This window comes from Bacillus sp. BC05(2025), assembly GCF_056725905.1.
The window spans coordinates 662,365-679,736 of the sequence record NZ_JBWYRA010000003.1 but is presented as its reverse complement, the minus strand read 5'-3'; the positions used below and the strand labels follow the sequence as shown (position 1 = coordinate 679,736).

At 35.9% G+C, this 17,372-nt stretch carries 18 protein-coding genes; 6 read left to right on the top strand and 12 right to left on the bottom strand.

The features are described 5' to 3' along the window. Positions 1-820, top strand: an 820-nt coding sequence (locus ACZ76X_RS14235) for a Gly-Xaa-Xaa repeat protein (RefSeq protein ID WP_479850740.1), incomplete at its 5' end; no start/stop codon positions are given. Positions 821-920: 100 nt separating this feature from the next. Then, positions 921-2,275, top strand: a protein-coding gene (locus ACZ76X_RS14230) for an IS3 family transposase (protein ID WP_479850739.1) whose coding sequence is annotated in 2 segments (ribosomal slippage) — positions 921-1,374 and positions 1,374-2,275 — 1,356 coding nt in all. Because the reading frame shifts where the segments join, the coding sequence is not laid out codon by codon here. A 73-nt stretch (positions 2,276-2,348) separates the two neighbouring features. Here ACZ76X_RS14230 and hfq read toward each other — a convergent pair. Both hfq and miaA read right to left on the bottom strand, forming a co-directional pair. After that, complete coding sequence (gene hfq, locus ACZ76X_RS14225; RefSeq protein WP_000813896.1) at positions 2,349-2,573, bottom strand: RNA chaperone Hfq; 225 nt, start codon at positions 2,571-2,573, stop codon at positions 2,349-2,351. A gap of 21 nt (positions 2,574-2,594) precedes the next feature. Next, on the bottom strand, positions 2,595-3,548 hold the full coding sequence (gene miaA, locus ACZ76X_RS14220) for a tRNA (adenosine(37)-N6)-dimethylallyltransferase MiaA (RefSeq protein WP_479850738.1): 954 nt from the start codon (positions 3,546-3,548) through the stop codon (positions 2,595-2,597). A 181-nt stretch (positions 3,549-3,729) separates the two neighbouring features. Between miaA and ACZ76X_RS14215 the strand changes: the two genes are divergently transcribed. Further along, positions 3,730-3,975, top strand: a complete 246-nt coding sequence (locus ACZ76X_RS14215) for a hypothetical protein (protein ID WP_263703431.1) — start codon at positions 3,730-3,732, stop codon at positions 3,973-3,975. 62 nt (positions 3,976-4,037) lie between these two features. Here ACZ76X_RS14215 and entD read toward each other — a convergent pair whose 3' ends face one another. The 8 genes from entD to gabP form a co-directional block, all read right to left on the bottom strand. Then, on the bottom strand, positions 4,038-4,970 hold the full coding sequence (gene entD / locus ACZ76X_RS14210) for a cell wall-binding protein EntD (RefSeq protein WP_479850737.1): 933 nt from the start codon (positions 4,968-4,970) through the stop codon (positions 4,038-4,040). A 348-nt stretch (positions 4,971-5,318) separates the two neighbouring features. After that, complete coding sequence (locus ACZ76X_RS14205; protein WP_479850736.1) at positions 5,319-7,175, bottom strand: PTS fructose transporter subunit IIABC; 1,857 nt, start codon at positions 7,173-7,175, stop codon at positions 5,319-5,321. A gap of 13 nt (positions 7,176-7,188) precedes the next feature. Then, positions 7,189-8,100 (bottom strand): 1-phosphofructokinase, encoded by a 912-nt coding sequence (pfkB, locus tag ACZ76X_RS14200; RefSeq protein WP_306188270.1) that lies wholly within the window; start codon positions 8,098-8,100, stop codon positions 7,189-7,191. Then, positions 8,097-8,849 (bottom strand): DeoR/GlpR family DNA-binding transcription regulator, encoded by a 753-nt coding sequence (locus ACZ76X_RS14195; protein WP_000957277.1) that lies wholly within the window; start codon positions 8,847-8,849, stop codon positions 8,097-8,099. Before ACZ76X_RS14195 ends, pfkB begins: the two co-directional genes overlap by 4 nt. Before the next feature lie 158 nt (positions 8,850-9,007). Further along, positions 9,008-10,171, bottom strand: a complete 1,164-nt coding sequence (locus ACZ76X_RS14190; RefSeq protein ID WP_479850735.1) for an iron-containing alcohol dehydrogenase — start codon at positions 10,169-10,171, stop codon at positions 9,008-9,010. Positions 10,172-10,287: 116 nt separating this feature from the next. Beyond that, entirely contained in the window at positions 10,288-10,830 is a 543-nt protein-coding gene (locus ACZ76X_RS14185) for a DUF420 domain-containing protein (RefSeq protein WP_000228314.1), read from the bottom strand. A gap of 316 nt (positions 10,831-11,146) precedes the next feature. After that, the gene (locus ACZ76X_RS14180) at positions 11,147-11,485 is read right to left on the bottom strand and encodes a hypothetical protein (protein WP_479850734.1); all 339 of its coding nucleotides are present in this window, start codon (positions 11,483-11,485) and stop codon (positions 11,147-11,149) included. Between the two features lie 133 nt (positions 11,486-11,618). After that, positions 11,619-13,013 (bottom strand): GABA permease, encoded by a 1,395-nt coding sequence (gabP, locus tag ACZ76X_RS14175; RefSeq protein ID WP_479850733.1) that lies wholly within the window; start codon positions 13,011-13,013, stop codon positions 11,619-11,621. Positions 13,014-13,286: 273 nt separating this feature from the next. Here gabP and ACZ76X_RS14170 point away from each other — a divergent pair, with 273 nt between their 5' ends. Next, the gene (locus tag ACZ76X_RS14170; protein WP_479850732.1) at positions 13,287-14,369 is read left to right on the top strand and encodes a chitinase; all 1,083 of its coding nucleotides are present in this window, start codon (positions 13,287-13,289) and stop codon (positions 14,367-14,369) included. A 120-nt stretch (positions 14,370-14,489) separates the two neighbouring features. Here the strand turns inward: ACZ76X_RS14170 and ACZ76X_RS14165 are convergent, their stop codons facing one another. After that, a complete protein-coding gene (locus ACZ76X_RS14165; protein WP_479850731.1) occupies positions 14,490-15,383 on the bottom strand; it encodes a metallophosphoesterase in 894 nt (297 codons plus the stop codon). A 194-nt stretch (positions 15,384-15,577) separates the two neighbouring features. On the opposite strand from ACZ76X_RS14165, the gene ACZ76X_RS14160 reads away from it, so the two are divergent. Together ACZ76X_RS14160 and ACZ76X_RS14155 are read left to right on the top strand one after the other, a co-directional pair. Continuing rightward, positions 15,578-16,393, top strand: coding sequence for a formate/nitrite transporter family protein (locus ACZ76X_RS14160; RefSeq protein WP_202283095.1), 816 nt, complete (start codon positions 15,578-15,580; stop codon positions 16,391-16,393). 142 nt (positions 16,394-16,535) lie between these two features. After that, positions 16,536-16,808: an HU family DNA-binding protein gene (locus tag ACZ76X_RS14155; protein ID WP_001043904.1), complete on the top strand. Its 273-nt coding sequence runs from the start codon at positions 16,536-16,538 to the stop codon at positions 16,806-16,808. 19 nt (positions 16,809-16,827) lie between these two features. Here the strand turns inward: ACZ76X_RS14155 and ACZ76X_RS14150 are convergent, their stop codons facing one another. Beyond that, a complete protein-coding gene (locus ACZ76X_RS14150; protein WP_202283094.1) occupies positions 16,828-17,307 on the bottom strand; it encodes a GNAT family N-acetyltransferase in 480 nt (159 codons plus the stop codon). Positions 17,308-17,372: the final 65 nt, after the last annotated feature.

The following is a 17,372-nucleotide window of genomic DNA, read 5'->3' as shown; positions in this document are numbered from 1 at the left end:
TGCTACTGGACCTCAAGGTGCTCAAGGTCCTGCTGGGGCTACTGGCGCTACTGGACCTCAAGGTATCCAAGGACCAACAGGTGCTACTGGTATAGGAGTTACTGGACCTACCGGACCTTCTGGCGGACCTCAGGGGCCTACTGGACCTCAAGGACCTCAAGGTAACACGGGTGCTACTGGACCTCAGGGTGCTCAAGGTCCTGCTGGGGCTACTGGCGCTACTGGACCTCAAGGTATTCAAGGTCCTGCTGGGGCTACTGGCGCTACTGGACCTCAGGGTGTTCAAGGTCCTGCTGGGGCTACTGGCGCTACTGGACCTCAGGGTGTTCAAGGTAACACGGGTGCTACTGGACCTCAAGGTATCCAAGGACCAACGGGCGCTACTGGTATAGGAGTTACTGGACCTACCGGGCCTACTGGACCTAGCTTCCCTGTAGCAACAATTGTTGTTACAAACAACATTCAACAAACAGTACTCCAATTTAACAACTTCATTTTTAATACTGCAATTAACGTAAACAACATTATCTTCAATGGCACAGATACAGTTACTGTTATCAACGCTGGTATTTATGTCATTAGCGTATCGATTTCTACAACTGCACCAGGATGTGCCCCACTCGGAGTAGGAATTTCAATAAATGGAGCAGTCGCAACTGACAACTTCTCTTCAAATCTAATAGGCGACTCACTTTCATTCACTACGATCGAAACATTAACTGCCGGCTCAAACATTTCTGTTAAATCTACTCTTAGCGAAATTACAATTCCTGAAACAGGCAACACTAACATTCGCCTTACTGTATTTAGAATCGCTTAAATTCACTATGTATTGTTTATGGCAAATAAAAAAAGAGCGAGAAATTGAACTGCACCCCAATTGTTAGACACAGTCTAACAATTGGAGGTGCAGTTTTTCTATGGCTAAATTTACAGCTGATGAAAAAATACAAATCGTTCTACGTTATTTGAACGGGAATGAAAGTTATCGAGAAATGAGTAGATCGCTCGGTATAAGTGACACAATCATTTTGAATTGGGTAAACCAATATAAACAGAATGGTGTGGAAGCTTTTCTAAAACGATGTACAAATTACACACAACAATTTAAACTAGACGTACTAAACTTTATGATTGAAAACGGTATGTCCTTATTTGAGACGGCAGCTATCTTTAATATTCCTGCCCCTTCAACGATTTCTGTTTGGAAAAAACAGCTCGAAACACAAGGAATTGATGCCCTTCAATCTAAGAAAAAGGGGCGTCCATCCATGAAAAAAGATTCAAATAAACAATTAAAACAAGCTTTAGCTGACGGGTCAGTCGAGGCACTTGAAGCACGTATTAAACAGCTTGAAATGGAAAATGAGTACTTAAAAAAGTTGAATGCCTTAGTTCAAAACAAGGAAAAATCACGAGACAAGACAAAGCGCAAGTAGTCTATGAATTAAGGCATAAATATTCGGTGAAGGCACTTGCGGAGCTAGCTAATATTCCACGAAACACGTATTATGATTTAGTAAAGAAAATGCATCGTCCAGATGTAGATGCCGATTTGAAAGCTGAGATTAAAGCGATTTATGAGGAAAATGAAGGTCGTTATGGTTATCGTCGCATTCGTGATGAATTAACGAATCGTGGTCAGAAAGTGAATCACAAGAAGGTTCAACGCATTATGAAAGAACTTGGATTAAAGTGTGTTGTGCGTATGAAGAAATATAAATCCTATAAAGGAAAAGTCGGTAGAATTGCACCTAATATTTTAGAGCGTAATTTTTACACAGATGCCCCAAATCAAAAATGGGTAACGGACATCACAGAGTTTAAATTGTTTGGAGAGAAACTGTATGTATCACCTGTATTAGACTTGTATAATGGTGAAATTATTACCTATACAATTGGTTCTAGACCGACATATTCACTTGTTTCAGAGATGTTAGAGAATGCATTAAAACGTTTACCTGAAAATCATCAACTATTAATGCATTCGGATCAAGGATGGCATTATCAAATGAGACAATACGTCCGTACACTTGAATCAAGAGCTATCGTCCAGAGTATGTCTCGAAAAGGCAACTGTTACGACAACGCAGTAATAGAAAATTTCTTTGGGATTATGAAGTCGGAGTTCCTCTACATAAAAGAATTTGAAAATGTAGAGCACTTTAAAATAGAATTAGAAAAATATATAGATTATTATAATACGAAACGGATTAAGGCAAAATTAAAAATGAGCCCGGTACAATACCGGACTCACTTTTATCAAGCTGCCTAATGAAATAACCGTGTCTAACTTTTAGGGGTCACTTCAAATTCGCTCTTTTTTTGTTATGTACAATAATTCATTACTACTCTAATTCAATTGAAACATTTTTTTGTGGTACAAATGTAGAAATTGCATGTTTATAAATAAGCTGTTGCTTACCTTCTGTTTCCAGTAGGACTGTAAAATTATCAAATCCTTTAATTAATCCACGAAGCTGGAAACCATTTAATAAGTACAGCGTAACAAACGTATTCTCTTTACGGAGTTGATTTAAAAATTGATCTTGAATATTGATTGATTGCTTCATGTCGAATCCTCCTCTTTTTCTCTACTTACTATTATTCGACTTTAGTTGTAGCTTTCCTTCTATGTATCGTAAAATTTCTGACGTTTTTTCACCGTCTGTAACATCAAACCACGTGACATCCATCTTATTACGGAACCACGTTAATTGACGTTTTGCATAACGACGTGAATTTGTCTTTAATTGTGATACCGCTTCTTCTAAAGAGACACGATTCTCAAAATAATCGTATAACTCTTTATACCCAATCGCTTGAATAGATTGACACTCTCGTATCCCGCTATTATACAATCCTTCTACTTCTTCTAATAAACCTTGGTCCATCATTATATCAACTCGTAAGTTAATGCGATCGTATAGCATTTCTCGATCCATTGTCAAGCCAATCAAGGAAACATCGTATAATAACTCGTTTTCTTGTTTTTCAAGTTGATTACTCATTTTTTCACCCGTCGTGTGGAAAATTTCTAAAGCTCTAATGACACGGCGGACATTATTCGCGTGAATACGCTCAGCACTTTCTGGGTCTACTTCTTCTAATTTTTTATGTACATACTCCACACCATGTTCCACTGCTAACTTTTCCATTTGTTCACGGTATATAGTATCACCAGCATCATCCGTAAACTGATAATCGAATAAAACGGATTGTATATACAGACCTGTTCCACCAACGATAATTGGCAATTTACCACGTTCTGTAATCTCTCGAATATGCTTACGAACACGTTCTTGAAATTCAGCAACAGAAAATGATTCTTCCGGATTTTTTATATCAATCATATAATGTGGAATTCCGTCCATCTCTTCTTTTGTCACCTTTGCGGTTCCAATATCCATCGTACGATAAATCTGCATGGAATCTCCACTTATAATTTCACCATTCAACGCTTTGGCAAGATTAATACTTAACTTCGTCTTCCCAACAGCAGTTGGTCCAATGATGACAGCAACTTTTTCACGTTGCACTTCTCCCATATCATTCAACTCTCTTTATGTAATGTACTCCATCTATTGATTATATCCAATCTTACCAATTTTAACGGCATGATTGCAAGTTCTTTCATTTCGGTACATGAAATTATAAATAAAAAAGAGCATAGTTTGTCCAATTCCGCATATACATGAGTAAAAATACCTTTGAGGGGATGCGTTGACTATGGAACAATCTGCCATCAATTTTTCATCTTTAACAAAAGACCTCATTTTAGCTACTGCTACAAAGGAACAAAATTGTTCACAAGAAGAATTATACTTCGCTTTAAATTGTTTGCTACGTTCTTTTCATTCTACTCTCCAAGAAACCACATTACATTCTGAAAATAAAAATACAGAGTATATACAAAATCAATTTTGCAGTGCATATAAAATCATTACAGGTAAAACGATTTATCCTTTTCAATGATTCATAAAAGGCGATTGCTTACACACTTTCAAGCAACCGCCTTTTATATTAATACATATACACTACTCTATAACTTTTACTTTTACAGATTTGCGCCCCCAGTTACTCGCACTACCATCTGAACCTACTAAAACATCAATACGATTTCCTTTAATCGCACCACCAGTATCTCCAGCAATCGCTTCTCCGTATCCTTCTACCCATACTTTTGACCCAAGTGGAATTACTTTAGGATCAACAGCAATTACTTTCATATTTGGATTCGCTGTTAAATCATGCCCCATTGCAGTTAATACACGACCACCATACGTACCATTCTCACCTGGATGCGCTGTATACGCTGTCGCTTCTACTGTTATTTCACGTCCACCAGCAGGTGCACTTGTTTGAGTAGATTTCGCAACTTGTTTCGTAGTTGACTGCTGTTTTACCACAGGTTTATTTGATTCTACATTCTTAACAGACTCTTCGTTCTTAACTACTTTATTATTCTTAACCGGCGTATTTACTCTTACTGGCGCTTCTTCTTGCGCTACAACTTCTTTCTTTTCAATTACAGGTGCCGTCCCTGTTAAAAATGGCACGTGAACATATCCTGTTTTTCCATTATAGTCAAATTGCAACCATTCATTTTGAACTTGATTTGTCGTTTCGATTACATCATTTTTATTCAGTTTACCAAGAATTTCTGAGTCAGTATTCGCTCCAGCGCGAACATTTAACACGCCCGCTGTCACATAATATGTACTTTTTGTAAATTCAGCACTTACAAACGCTTCTTGACCATTTAATTTAATTTTTGTCCATCCGTTTTCTGTATTTACAACATCTAATTTATTTCCGCTTAACATTTTACCTACAAGCTTAGACTCTACAGTTGGGTTTTCTCTAACATTTAATACGTCTGTTGTTACAAACGTTTCTGCTTTCGCAGAACCTGCAAAAATCCCAAGACCAAAAACTGCCGCCGTTGCTATACCTAATAATTTTTTCATGAATAGCCTCCATTTGCTTTGTTTTCGTATTTTCATTATAGCAACAGATTTTTAGGATTTTTCGAAATCACACAATTACAAACCATTCGTAATATGCGATTAATGAGTTGTAACATAAATTTCCATATTAACGAATCCCATTTTCAATAGAATCTTCAATAGTTTTCATATATTTTCCACATACAAGCACCAGAATTTTTTTCCAGAAAAAATTACAGTATTACTTTTTTGTTACAAAAAAATCATATTTCATTACATCTTTTACCAAAATTCATCATTCTCCAATTATTAACCCCTTTTTTTGTAATAAAAAAGAGGAGCTCATAAAAGCTACCCCCTTTACATCTGTTATTTAATTTTCTTTTTCCAAATCCCCATCATAAGAGCTGAAACAACTGCCCCTACTAATATCGAGAAAATATATAGCACCGGTTTATTTACTAATGCGATAACAAACAACCCACCATGCGGTGCTGGTAATGTAATTTGGAATAACATAGATAATGCACCCGCAATACTTGAACCAACAACACAACTTACTATCACTCGAACCGGATCTGCCGCAGCAAATGGAATGGCACCTTCTGTAATAAACGATGCGCCCATAATATAATTTGTTAAACCAGATTTACGTTCTGCTTCAGTAAACTTTGATTTAAAGACAGTAGTTGCGAATGCAATCGCTAATGGCGGTACCATACCACCAGCCATAACAGCAGAGTGTACGCCAAAGTTCTGCGCTTCTATTGCAGCAATACCAAAAGTAAATGCAGCTTTATTAATCGGGCCACCCATATCAATTGCCATCATGCCGCCTAAAATAAGACCTAATAATATAGCATTTGTACCGTTCAAACCATTTAACCATCCTGTTAGCATTTCATTTAACGCTACTACTGGTGGGTTTACTACTTTTTGCATAGCAACTCCTGTAATTAACAATCCAAAGACTGGATATAACAAAACAGGTTTAATTCCTTCTAACTGTACTGGTAATCCTGAAAATAATTTTTTCAACCCTAAAACAACATATCCAGCTAAGAAACCAGCAATTAATCCACCTAAAAACCCCGCATTTGCTTGCGCTGCTAAAAATCCACCTACAACACCAGGCATAAAACCAGGTCGATCAGCAATAGAACTTGCAATAAATCCAGCTAAAATTGGTACAAGGAATAAAAACGCCCCCGTTTTCCCTCCTCCAATAGACATGAACAATTCAGCTAAAGGACCTTCCGCCTTTATACCACCAAACGAAAACGCTAATGCGATTAAAATCCCACCACCAACAACGAATGGAAGCATATTACTTACGCCGTTCATTAAATGCTTATAAATTCCTAATCCTTTTTCTTTTTCCGTCCTTTCTGCCTTTCCATCTTCTTCTACACCTTTAAAGATTGGTGCATCTTGCTTTACAGCTCGATTAAGAAGTGTTTCCGTTTTTCTAATCCCATCAGCGACTGGTACTTGAATGACATGCTTCCCAGCAAAACGGTTCATTTCTACTTGTTTATCTGCTGCTACGATAATAGCAGTTGCTCGTTCAATGTCTTCTTTCGTTAAACCGTTTTTTATACCTGTTGATCCGTTCGTTTCAACTTTAATTGCGATTCCTAGCTCTGCTGCTTTTGCTTTCAAGCTATCTGCAGCCATATACGTGTGAGCGATTCCAGTTGGACAAGCCGTAACTGCCAATACGTACGGTTCATTTCCTTCTGGTTTTGCAACTTCAACCTCTTCTTCTTTTTCATTTTCTTTTTCATCAAACAAACGAAGAAGTTCCTCTTTATCCTTTGCTTCTAATAATTGCTTACGGAATCCTTCATCCATTAATAATGTAGATAGACGCGATAACGTTTCTAAATGAGTATTATTCGCCCCTTCACTTGCAGCAATCATAAAAAATAAATGAGCTGGTTGCCCGTCAAGCGATTCATAATTGATACCGCTTACACTTCTACCAAAACAAATCGCTGGTTGCTTAACAGCTTTTGTTTTCGCATGAGGGATTGCAATTCCTTCCCCTATTCCAGTTGTACTTTGTGACTCCCGCTTTAAAATAGCTTCTTTAAATTCCACTTTACTATTTAAACGATTTGCGCCGTTTAATTTCTCAACTAATTCATCTATGACAGCTTCTTTATTTGAAGCTGTCAAATTCATAATAACTGTATCCCTTTTTAATAGTTCTGTAATTTTCATATGTTGCTTCCCCCTATCGCTTAGCTACGATTACTTGCGACAATAATTCTTCTACTTTTTCCTTTTCACATAAATCAGCTGAGAATGCTGTTGCACTCCCTGTTGCAACGCCATATTGAAATGCCTTTTCAATATCTTTTGTTTGTTCATATTTACCAACAAATCCTGCAACGAGAGAATCTCCTGCCCCAACCGAGTTAATTACAACACCTTTCGGAACAGTTGCTTCATATATACCTTCTGCTGTAAATAATAAAGCTCCATCTCCTGCCATTGACACGATCACATGCTCTACACCTTGTTCGATTAATTTTCTTCCATACGGTAAAATATCTTCTACTGTTGAAATCTCTACATCGAATAACTCACCAAGTTCATGATGATTAGGCTTTATTAAAAATGGCTTATTTTTAATTACATGCTGCAGTGCACTTCCGCTCGCATCGACTACTACGCGAATACCTTTTTCAGCTCCGAGCGCTGCAATTGATTCATAAAAGGTAGTTGGGATAGATGCAGGTACACTTCCAGCTAGCACAACGCAATCTCCCTGCTTCATACTTTCGATTTGTTTCATTAATTGTTCAAATTGCTCATTTGTCACATTAGGACCTTGCCCATTTAATTCTGTCTCTTCTTGCCCTTTTATTTTCACATTAATTCGGGAATCCCCGTCTACTTGGACGAAGTTTGTCGTTACACCTTCCGCCTGTAATACATCTTTAATAAATTGACCGGTGAATCCACCAGTAAATCCAAGCGCTACATTTTCCACACCTAAACGATGGAGAACGCGAGAAACATTAATCCCTTTTCCTCCAGGAAACTTCATATCTTTCTCTGCTCGATTTACTGTGCCTAAATCAAAGGAATTAACTTGTACTACATAATCAATAGATGGATTTAAAGTAACTGTATAGATCATTGTTTATCAGCCTCAATTACATTGGTTTGTCTTTTATATTTTTCTAAATCAATTTCTAAATGGTTTGTAATAATATTTGCCTCTTCCACATTGGCAATTTTCGCAAACGCAACTTCTGAAAACTTACTTTCATCAATTAAGAAATATCCTTCGTTCGCTAATGTTAATGCCATTTGTTTTAATAATGCCTCTTCTGGATCTGGAGTTGTAAAACCAAGCTGTTCATGTACACCATTTGCGCCTAAAAAACATTTATCAAAGCGATACTTTTGCATACTTTCCTGTGCCATAGCACCAATTAAAGCTTTCGTCCTACTTTTCATCATTCCGCCTAGTAAATATGCACGAATATTATTTTCAACTAAAGCTTCAATATGCATAAGTCCATTCGTAACGACAGTAACATCTTTATTTATTAAAAATGGAATCATTTCAAATGTCGTACTTCCTGCATCTAAATAAATGCAATCACCTTGTTCAACAATGCTAGCGGCATACTTCGCAATTTGTTGTTTTATTTGAATGTTTTTGGATGATTTTTCAACCATCGTCGGCTCCTGTCCTTTTCCTGTTAAAACAGCTGCACCACCGTGGACTCTTTTTAATAACCTTTGTTTTTCCAATTGCGCTAAATCACGACGAATTGTTGATTCAGAGCTTTCTGTTCTTTCTACTAATTGTTGTAATTTAACAACCTTCTGCTCTTTTACAAGTTGCAATATCATTTGATGACGTTCAGGAGTTAACATTTTATTCACCTCTTCTTTGATTACAGTATAATGAAAACGATCACAAAAATCAACCATAAACATTCATAAATAATCAAAATCAGTCATCGGCAGTTATAAATAACAAAAAAGAAACCCATTTGATTGTTATATCAAATGGGTTCCTTTACTCGCTTCACTTATAGGGAAGCTTTATATATGCTTAAAACATCGTCTTTATTTAATTTTTTAAAGTTACCAAATTCGCCATAAGCCATCGCTTTATCCGACATTACATCAATTTCGTTTTCTCCAATAGCGTAATCAGCTAATGTTACCGGCGCTTCAATTGAAGTCCAAAACTGACGTAACGCCTCAATCCCTTCTAACGCAATCTCTCGATCAGTCTTTCCATCCGTTTCTACATCGAATACACGAATAGCAAACTGTTTAAAACGACTTACATTTTCATCTACAACATGCTTCATCCAGTTCGGGAATAAAATCGCCAAGCCACCCCCATGTGGTATATCATGAACCGCAGAAACTGCATGCTCAATATTATGAGTGGCCCAGTCTCCTTTTACTCCCATCGCTAAAATGCCGTTTAACGCCATAGTACCGCAATATAAAATGGTTTCTCTATGCTCATAATTTCCTAAATCATTTAAAAGCTTAGGAGCCGTTTCAATTACTGTTTTTAAAACAGATTCACAATAACGATCTTGTAGTTCTGTATTTGTTCCGTTGTGGAAATATTGCTCTAATACGTGCGACATAATATCTACCATACCGTAAATTGTTTGATCCTTCGGCACAGACGCAGTATGAACTGGATCTAAAATTGAAAACTGCGGGAAAGTAACTGGACTACCCCAGCCATATTTTTCATTCGTTTCCCAGTTTGTAATGACAGAACCAGCATTCATTTCAGATCCTGTTGCTGCAAGCGTAAGTACAGTACCAAATGGTAATGCCTCACTAGCAAAAGCTTTTTTCGTTACAATATCCCATACATCTCCATCGTACTTACTACCAGCAGCAATTGCCTTCGTACAGTCAATTACACTTCCTCCACCAACTGCTAAAATAAATTCAACACCGTTATCTTTACAAAGTTGAATTCCTTTCTTTACAGTTGATACACGTGGATTCGGTTCAACGCCTGTCAATTCAAATACTTCTGCATTTATATCTTCTAAAATAGAAATTACATTATCATAAATACCGTTCCTTTTAATACTGCCTCCCCCGTATACGAGAAGAACTTTTTTACCGAACTGTGGAATTTCAGTTTTCAACTGTTCTAATTGCCCTTTACCGAAAATAAGTTTCGTTGGATTACGAAATACAAAATTTTGCATATCCCTTTACCATCCCTTCTATATGAAAAGTAACTATACTTTTGTATACCATATTTTTTTCATTTCACAAAAGTATTTGCCTAACAAAAAAATCCCAGCCTACAGGCTGAGATTTTTTATTGATAATAAGGTGAGATCATTAAGTAAACAATAACACCAGATAAACTTACATATAACCAAATCGGCATCGTCCAACGCACAATTTTACGATGACGTGTTAATTGATTTGTAAAACCAAATACAAGTGCAAACAATGCAAGCGGTACAATAATTGCTGCCAGGATAATATGTGTAATTAAAATGATGAAATACACATATTTAATGAATCCTTCTCCGCCAAAATGTGTTGCTGGCGCTAAGTAATGATACGATAAATAAGAAACACAAAATAGCAACGTCGTTGTAAATGCCGCCAGGATGAAACCACGGTGCATTTTCACATTCTTCTTAATAATAGAGTATAGAGCTGCTAATAAGAATACGAACGTAAAGCTATTAAAAATTGCATTTAACATTGGTAAAATTGTTACATCAAAATGTAATTCTCCTTCATAGCCAACAGGTCCAAAGAACAAAAATAAAATAATCGCATTTACAATTACAGAAAGCGTTATCACAATAGGAGCATAGCTTTTCTGATTTGTTGATTGATCCACCAAAATGGTCACTCCCTCTTCCTTCAAATATGTATACGTAACCTCACTATTTTAACATACTATTCACAGTGTAAATGTGACAATAGTTTGACACAGCAAGATAAGACAAAGAAAAATCCTTCTTAATAAAACTTCTTAAGAAGGATTTTATCGCTTTATTATTGAAATAGCAACGCGATTAGTTTTTGTTAAAAAACGTATCGCTATATGCTTGAAAAATTTCAGATACTTGATAACCCATTAATGAAATTGCTGTTAATGAAAAGAAACCAATCATAAGAAATCGAAACCACATATAAATCTCCTCCTTGTATTTAGCTTAAAAAACGTTCGCTATATTACAAGTTGAGTGGCACTCTTCATCGTCACTTTCCTTTTTCTTTACAATTGCTGTTATAAATCGAATCATAAAGAAAATAACAAAAGGAATTTGTTCGTATTTCACATTGGCATAGTTTAGCAACGGCTCGCGTTGCATATCGAACGGGGATGAGAAGGAATAGAACATACCTTGCTCTTCCATATATACGATTACAATTTTCATGCAAAATACGATTCCTAGAAACGAAACAATATCTTGCCATTCTGTCGTATATAACAGGTTATACAGCTCTAATACGTACTCTTCCATCATCATCCCCCCTTCCTTTTTTACCATTTTGCTCGCCTTCGTATAAAAAGTCAAGAAAAAAGTTTATATTCACTATGACAATAGTAATTACTTGTTTCTATGATTATATATGATTCTTTTCTAGCAATGATTGGGTATAACTCTCTTCTAAAACAAGAAATTAGAAGCGAACAGATTCCTCATTCTTACTTTTAGAATTCAACACTGTACTATTTTTCTTTCTATTAAAAATAAAATAAGAAATGATTATAAGAACAGTAACAAGCATCGTTAATAGTGCCTGCGAACGTAAAGATTCAATTGCAAGCATCGCAACTAAAACTGCTATAATAGCGGCAATTGTAACATACGTTGCATACGGGAAAAACCACATTTTAACTTTCAAATTTTGTTGTTCGGTTTTCCCCATTTTTTTACGTATCTTTAAATGTGAAACTGCTATAACGAGATAAACGAGTAAAGCAATCCCGCCAGACGCATTCACTAAAAATAAAAATACTTTATCTGGAGATATATAACTAAAAACAACGCCAATGTAAGCAAAGAAAGTTCCGAATAAAACTGCCCGAACTGGAACACCACTACTGTTCAATTTCAAAAATGCCTTTGGAGCATCTCCTCTTTCTGCCATCGAAAAAAGCATTCTTGAATTTGTATATAAACCCGAATTTAAACAAGAAAGTACGGCTGTTAACACGATGAAATTCATAATTTGTGCTGCCGCTGGTATCCCTATATGTTCTAGTACCGCTACAAACGGACTTTTTAGTATGTTTGCTGAATTCCACGGGAGAAGTGTAACAACTACAGCGATCGATCCAATAAAAAATACGAGAATACGCCAAATTACACTATTTGTTGCTGTTTTGACTGCTTTTACAGGTTCAGCAGATTCTCCAGCAGCTACTGCAACAATCTCAGATCCCATAAATGAAAATATAACGACAGTGATTCCAAGTAGCACCGAACTGATACCGTTTGGCATAAATCCTCCTTGTCCTACTAAATTGGAAGTGCCAGGTGCTTCCGTTCCTGGTACAAATCCTAAAATAACAGCTAGTCCAAGACAAAGGAACAAAACAATACTTATTACTTTAATAAATGAAAACCAATATTCAAATTCTCCAAATGATTTTACTGAAAAAACATTCGTCAACGTTAATAAAATCGTTAATATTAGGCTTAATAACCAAAGCGGGATTTCTGGAATCCAGTATTGAATAATACCAGCACCTGCTGTAGCTTCTATTGCAATAACAATTACCCAGAAAAACCAATATAGCCACCCAATTGCATACCCCGCCCATGGACCAATTGCTTCTCGTGCATATGTTGCAAATGAACCACTTGTCGGGTTAATAGCTGCCATTTCTCCTAGCATTCTCATAACGAAAATAACTAGAAGTCCTGCTAATGCATATGAAACGATAGAACCTGGCCCTGCTGAATGTACAACCGCACCACTCCCAACAAACAAACCAGCTCCTATTACGCCGCCAATTGAGATCATTGTAATGTGGCGTATTTTTAGATCTTTCTTAAGATTTTTATCCAACTCTTGTACATCCCCTTCCAAACGTAATTTTGAAATTTATGTAAGAGTATTTTGCGAAAAACCTTGTTCTATACTTTTAAATATATCAAAATATTCTGAATTTAACAATCGAAATTCGACTTCCTTCAAAAAATTATTTCATTAGGTTTAATAATTTCCCATACACAATTGTTGAGAAAATTATAGTCACCTTACGAAAGAACGAATTTTCAGATATTATTAAATGAACAAGATTATACATCTAGACAACTTTTTTTGTATAGGAGTGTTAATATGTTAAACAAGTTCAAATTCATTTGTTGTACTTTAGTAATTTTTTTACTGCTACCGCTAGCTCCCTTTCAAGCACAAGCAGCAAACAATTTAGGATCAAAATTACTCGTTGGATACTGGCATAACTTCGATAACGGTACTGGCATAATTAAATTAAAAGACGTTTCACCAAAATGGGATGTAATCAATGTGTCCTTCGGTGAGACTGGTGGTGATCGTTCCACTGTTGAATTTGCCCCTGTGTACGGTACAGATGCAGAGTTCAAATCAGATATTTCTTATTTAAAAAGTAAAGGAAAGAAAGTAGTTCTTTCAATAGGTGGACAAAATGGGGTCGTTCTACTTCCTGACAATGCCGCTAAGCAACGTTTTATTAATTCTATACAATCTCTAATCGATAAATACGGTTTTGATGGAATAGATATTGACCTTGAATCAGGTATTTACTTAAACGGAAATGACACTAATTTCAAAAACCCAACGACTCCTCAAATCGTAAATCTTATTTCCGCTATTCGGACAATCTCAGATCATTATGGTCCAGATTTTCTATTAAGTATGGCTCCTGAAACAGCTTATGTTCAAGGCGGATATAGCGCATATGGAAGCATATGGGGTGCATATTTACCGATTATTTACGGAGTGAAAGACAAACTAACATACATTCACGTTCAACACTACAACGCTGGTAGCGGAATTGGAATGGATGGTAATAACTACAATCAAGGTACTGCAGACTACGAGGTCGCTATGGCAGATATGCTCTTACATGGTTTTCCTGTAGGTGGTAATGCAAATAACATTTTCCCAGCCCTTCGTTCGGATCAAGTCATGATTGGACTTCCTGCAGCACCAGCGGCCGCTCCAAGTGGCGGATATATTTCTCCAACTGAAATGAAAAAAGCTTTAGATTATATCATTAAAGGAATTCCTTTCGGAGGAAAGTATAAGCTTTCAAATCAGAGTGGCTACCCTGCATTCCGCGGCCTAATGTCTTGGTCTATTAATTGGGATGCAAAAAATAACTTTGAATTCTCTAATAACTACAGAACATATTTTGATGCGATTCCCTTGCAAAAATAATAAAAAACAACAATAGGTTATGTAACCTATTGTTGTTTTTTATTCAGAGTGATGGGAACCTCTAAAGGTTTTCCAACACTCTGAATTTCTTTGAAAACCCTCCTACTAATCTAAAGTAGTCTAGTTACTATTTTGCTTCAATACAAATACTGAAAGTTCAGGTACACTCCAAAATCTAACAGGCATTCGGGTTGTCCCAATACCACGATTTACGTATAAATGTAACGGCTTATTCTTCCCTTCTAATGTATACATACCTTCCACATGACTTTCAGCTAGTTTTGTCGTAATTAATGGACCTATAAAAGGAATTTGAACTTGTCCTCCATGACTATGTCCTGACATTTGAAAATCAACTGGGTAACGAGCTACTTTGTCTACAACATCCGGCTCATGTACTAAGAGCATATTGAAATCTTGTTGCCTTACTTGTTTTAAAGTAATGTCTATTTGCGGCTTCCCTAATAAAAAATCATCCAAACCTGATATTGTAATATATTTGCCATTTTCTGCTTTAATTTTCTGCACTTCATTTACTAACACAGAGAAACCAGCTTCCTCCATATACTTTTTATAAAATAAACTACCTCCACCACCCCTATCATGATTCCCAAACACTGCATATTTCCCTAATGGCGCATGTATTTTCTGTAAAATACCTTTTGCCTCTTCTCTTTCGGCTTTATACGATCCAAACTTATCTATTAAATCCCCTGTAAACACTACTATATCTGGATGTAACGCATTCATCTTCTCTACCAAATTTTCTAGTTGTTTCAATGTAAATTTCGGCCCTAAATGCACATCTGAGAATTGTAATATCTTCTTATTATTAAACTCTTTAGGAATGGTAGAAGCTTCTATTTCATTCCACGTAACTGTTACTAGCTTTCTCTCTATTTCTGTCGCGTAGAAATACAAACTTATTAAAATTATTACTATACTTATGAAACTGATTATAAATATCTTGACGATTGATTTCTTTTGTTCTTTTTTTACATGATGTGTATTCATGTTCTCACCTCTAGAAGTACTTTAAAGCCTTATTGTTACATTAGTGTGACAACATAAACAATGTAGTTATATCCAATTTCACCCTACTCACTTTGACAAATTTATACAGAAGTCATAACATGTTTTTATAATACATAGATTCTTAGAAATGTTCCATCTATTTATTTCATCATTTTATTAAGGAGAGATTATTCATGTCTGTATTTACACCAGAAGAAATTACGGAGCTTGCTGCGAATTCCGGAAGAAAAAAAGCGTATTTATCATTACTCCCTATGTTAATTCTCGGCTTTTTTGGTGGTGCTTTCATAGCATTAGGGTATTTACTCGATATTCATGTTATTGGAACAATGCCAAAGTCTTGGGGATCATTTACTAGCTTTCTAGGTGCCGCTGTATTCCCTATCGGTCTTATACTCGTTATTCTTGCAGGCGGTGAACTAGTAACTGGTAACATGATGACAGTTTCTATGGCTTGGCTCCAAAAGAAAATTAATTTATTTCATTTCATACGAAATTTAATTATTGTTACGTTTAGCAACTTCATAGGTGCTGTATTCGTTGCTTATTTTTTCGGTCATATCGTCGGATTAACAGAGGGCGCTTTTTTAGCGAAAACAGTTGCTATTGCGCAAGCTAAACTTCAAGATACACCACTACAAGCCTTTATTTCTGCAATCGGATGTAATTGGCTCGTTTGTTTAGCTGTTTGGCTTAGTATGGGAAGTAAAGAATTTATCGGAAAGATTATCGGCATTTGGTTCCCAGTTATGACTTTTGTTGCGATTGGATTTCAACACGTTGTAGCTAATATGTTTGTCATTCCAGCTGCAATTTTTGCTGGTCATTTAACTTGGATTGAATATTTTCCAAACTTCATTTTTGTTTTCTTCGGAAACTTAGTAGGAGGTATGTTATTTGTAGCATTACCTTATTTCATATCTTATGATAAGACACTACCTTCCAATAAAGAGCAAACCGAATTAAAGAAAAAATCTGTATCCGCTTAAATGAACCGTCTATATAGACGTATCTAAAAAATATTACAAATTCCATTTTTTTTACGAATATATGTACGTACACTTGTTCTCGAATGCTTTATACGTTATAATAACAACTTAAATAGCATTATTTACATATGAGGTGAAAAACATGAACAAAACAGAATTAATTAAAAACGTAGCACAAAACGCTGAGATTTCTCAAAAAGAAGCTACTGTAGTTGTACAAACTGTAGTAGAATCAATCACTAACACTTTAGCTGCTGGTGAAAAAGTACAACTTATCGGATTCGGTACATTCGAAGTTCGCGAAAGAGCTGCTCGTACAGGTCGTAATCCACAAACTGGTGAAGAAATGCAAATCGCAGCTTCTAAAGTACCTGCTTTCAAAGCTGGTAAAGAACTAAAAGAAGCTGTAAAATAATGAAAAATAGCCTTCTCGTTTACGAGAGGGCTATTTTTTTCATTACATAATTAATAAAAATCTGACCGTTATGCTGTTTCTTTTGTTCCTTTATGCAAATAAAACCTTTCCTTTCAAAGAAAGATTTTGCTGTAATACTCGCTTCTGTATATATTTCCCTATGCCCCAAGTTCACTGCTTCTTTTTCTAACTTCTGTAGTATGTATGAAGCTATCCTTTTCCCTTGATACTCTTTATGTGTAAATAAACGATCTACGTAATGATCATTATTATAATCGCCAAATCCCACTATCACACCGTTATGATCCGCTACATAACTAATATTCTTTTCTAAAGAATGTAACCAACTTTCTCTATCTAGTCGCTCTGGTGCCCATGCCTGTAGCTGTAATACGTTATAATCTTTTGCATTAATTGTATGAACTGTTTCATAGAACAACTGTAAGACTTGTTCTAAATCCTCTTTATGGAATGTTCTAATGATCGTATCTTTTAACATATATGAACCTCCTTACTAAACTATCATTTAACTTGTCTACCATCTAGTATTCAATATTTCTTCTT

Excerpts from the sequence above, each read along its gene's own strand:
- hfq (WP_000813896.1), bottom strand. The coding sequence starts at position 2,573 with ATGAAGCAATCAATCAATATTCAAGATCAATTTTTAAATCAACTCCGT.
- miaA (WP_479850738.1), bottom strand. The coding sequence starts at position 3,548 with ATGGGAGAAGTGCAACGTGAAAAAGTTGCTGTCATCATTGGACCAACT.
- ACZ76X_RS14215 (WP_263703431.1), top strand. The coding sequence starts at position 3,730 with ATGGAACAATCTGCCATCAATTTTTCATCTTTAACAAAAGACCTCATT.
- entD (WP_479850737.1), bottom strand. The coding sequence starts at position 4,970 with ATGAAAAAATTATTAGGTATAGCAACGGCGGCAGTTTTTGGTCTTGGG.
- ACZ76X_RS14205 (WP_479850736.1), bottom strand. The coding sequence starts at position 7,175 with ATGAAAATTACAGAACTATTAAAAAGGGATACAGTTATTATGAATTTG.
- pfkB (WP_306188270.1), bottom strand. The coding sequence starts at position 8,100 with ATGATCTATACAGTTACTTTAAATCCATCTATTGATTATGTAGTACAA.
- ACZ76X_RS14195 (WP_000957277.1), bottom strand. The coding sequence starts at position 8,849 with ATGTTAACTCCTGAACGTCATCAAATGATATTGCAACTTGTAAAAGAG.
- ACZ76X_RS14190 (WP_479850735.1), bottom strand. The coding sequence starts at position 10,171 with ATGCAAAATTTTGTATTTCGTAATCCAACGAAACTTATTTTCGGTAAA.
- ACZ76X_RS14180 (WP_479850734.1), bottom strand. The coding sequence starts at position 11,485 with ATGGTAAAAAAGGAAGGGGGGATGATGATGGAAGAGTACGTATTAGAG.
- ACZ76X_RS14170 (WP_479850732.1), top strand. The coding sequence starts at position 13,287 with ATGTTAAACAAGTTCAAATTCATTTGTTGTACTTTAGTAATTTTTTTA.
- ACZ76X_RS14165 (WP_479850731.1), bottom strand. The coding sequence starts at position 15,383 with ATGAATACACATCATGTAAAAAAAGAACAAAAGAAATCAATCGTCAAG.
- ACZ76X_RS14160 (WP_202283095.1), top strand. The coding sequence starts at position 15,578 with ATGTCTGTATTTACACCAGAAGAAATTACGGAGCTTGCTGCGAATTCC.
- ACZ76X_RS14155 (WP_001043904.1), top strand. The coding sequence starts at position 16,536 with ATGAACAAAACAGAATTAATTAAAAACGTAGCACAAAACGCTGAGATT.
- ACZ76X_RS14150 (WP_202283094.1), bottom strand. The coding sequence starts at position 17,307 with ATGTTAAAAGATACGATCATTAGAACATTCCATAAAGAGGATTTAGAA.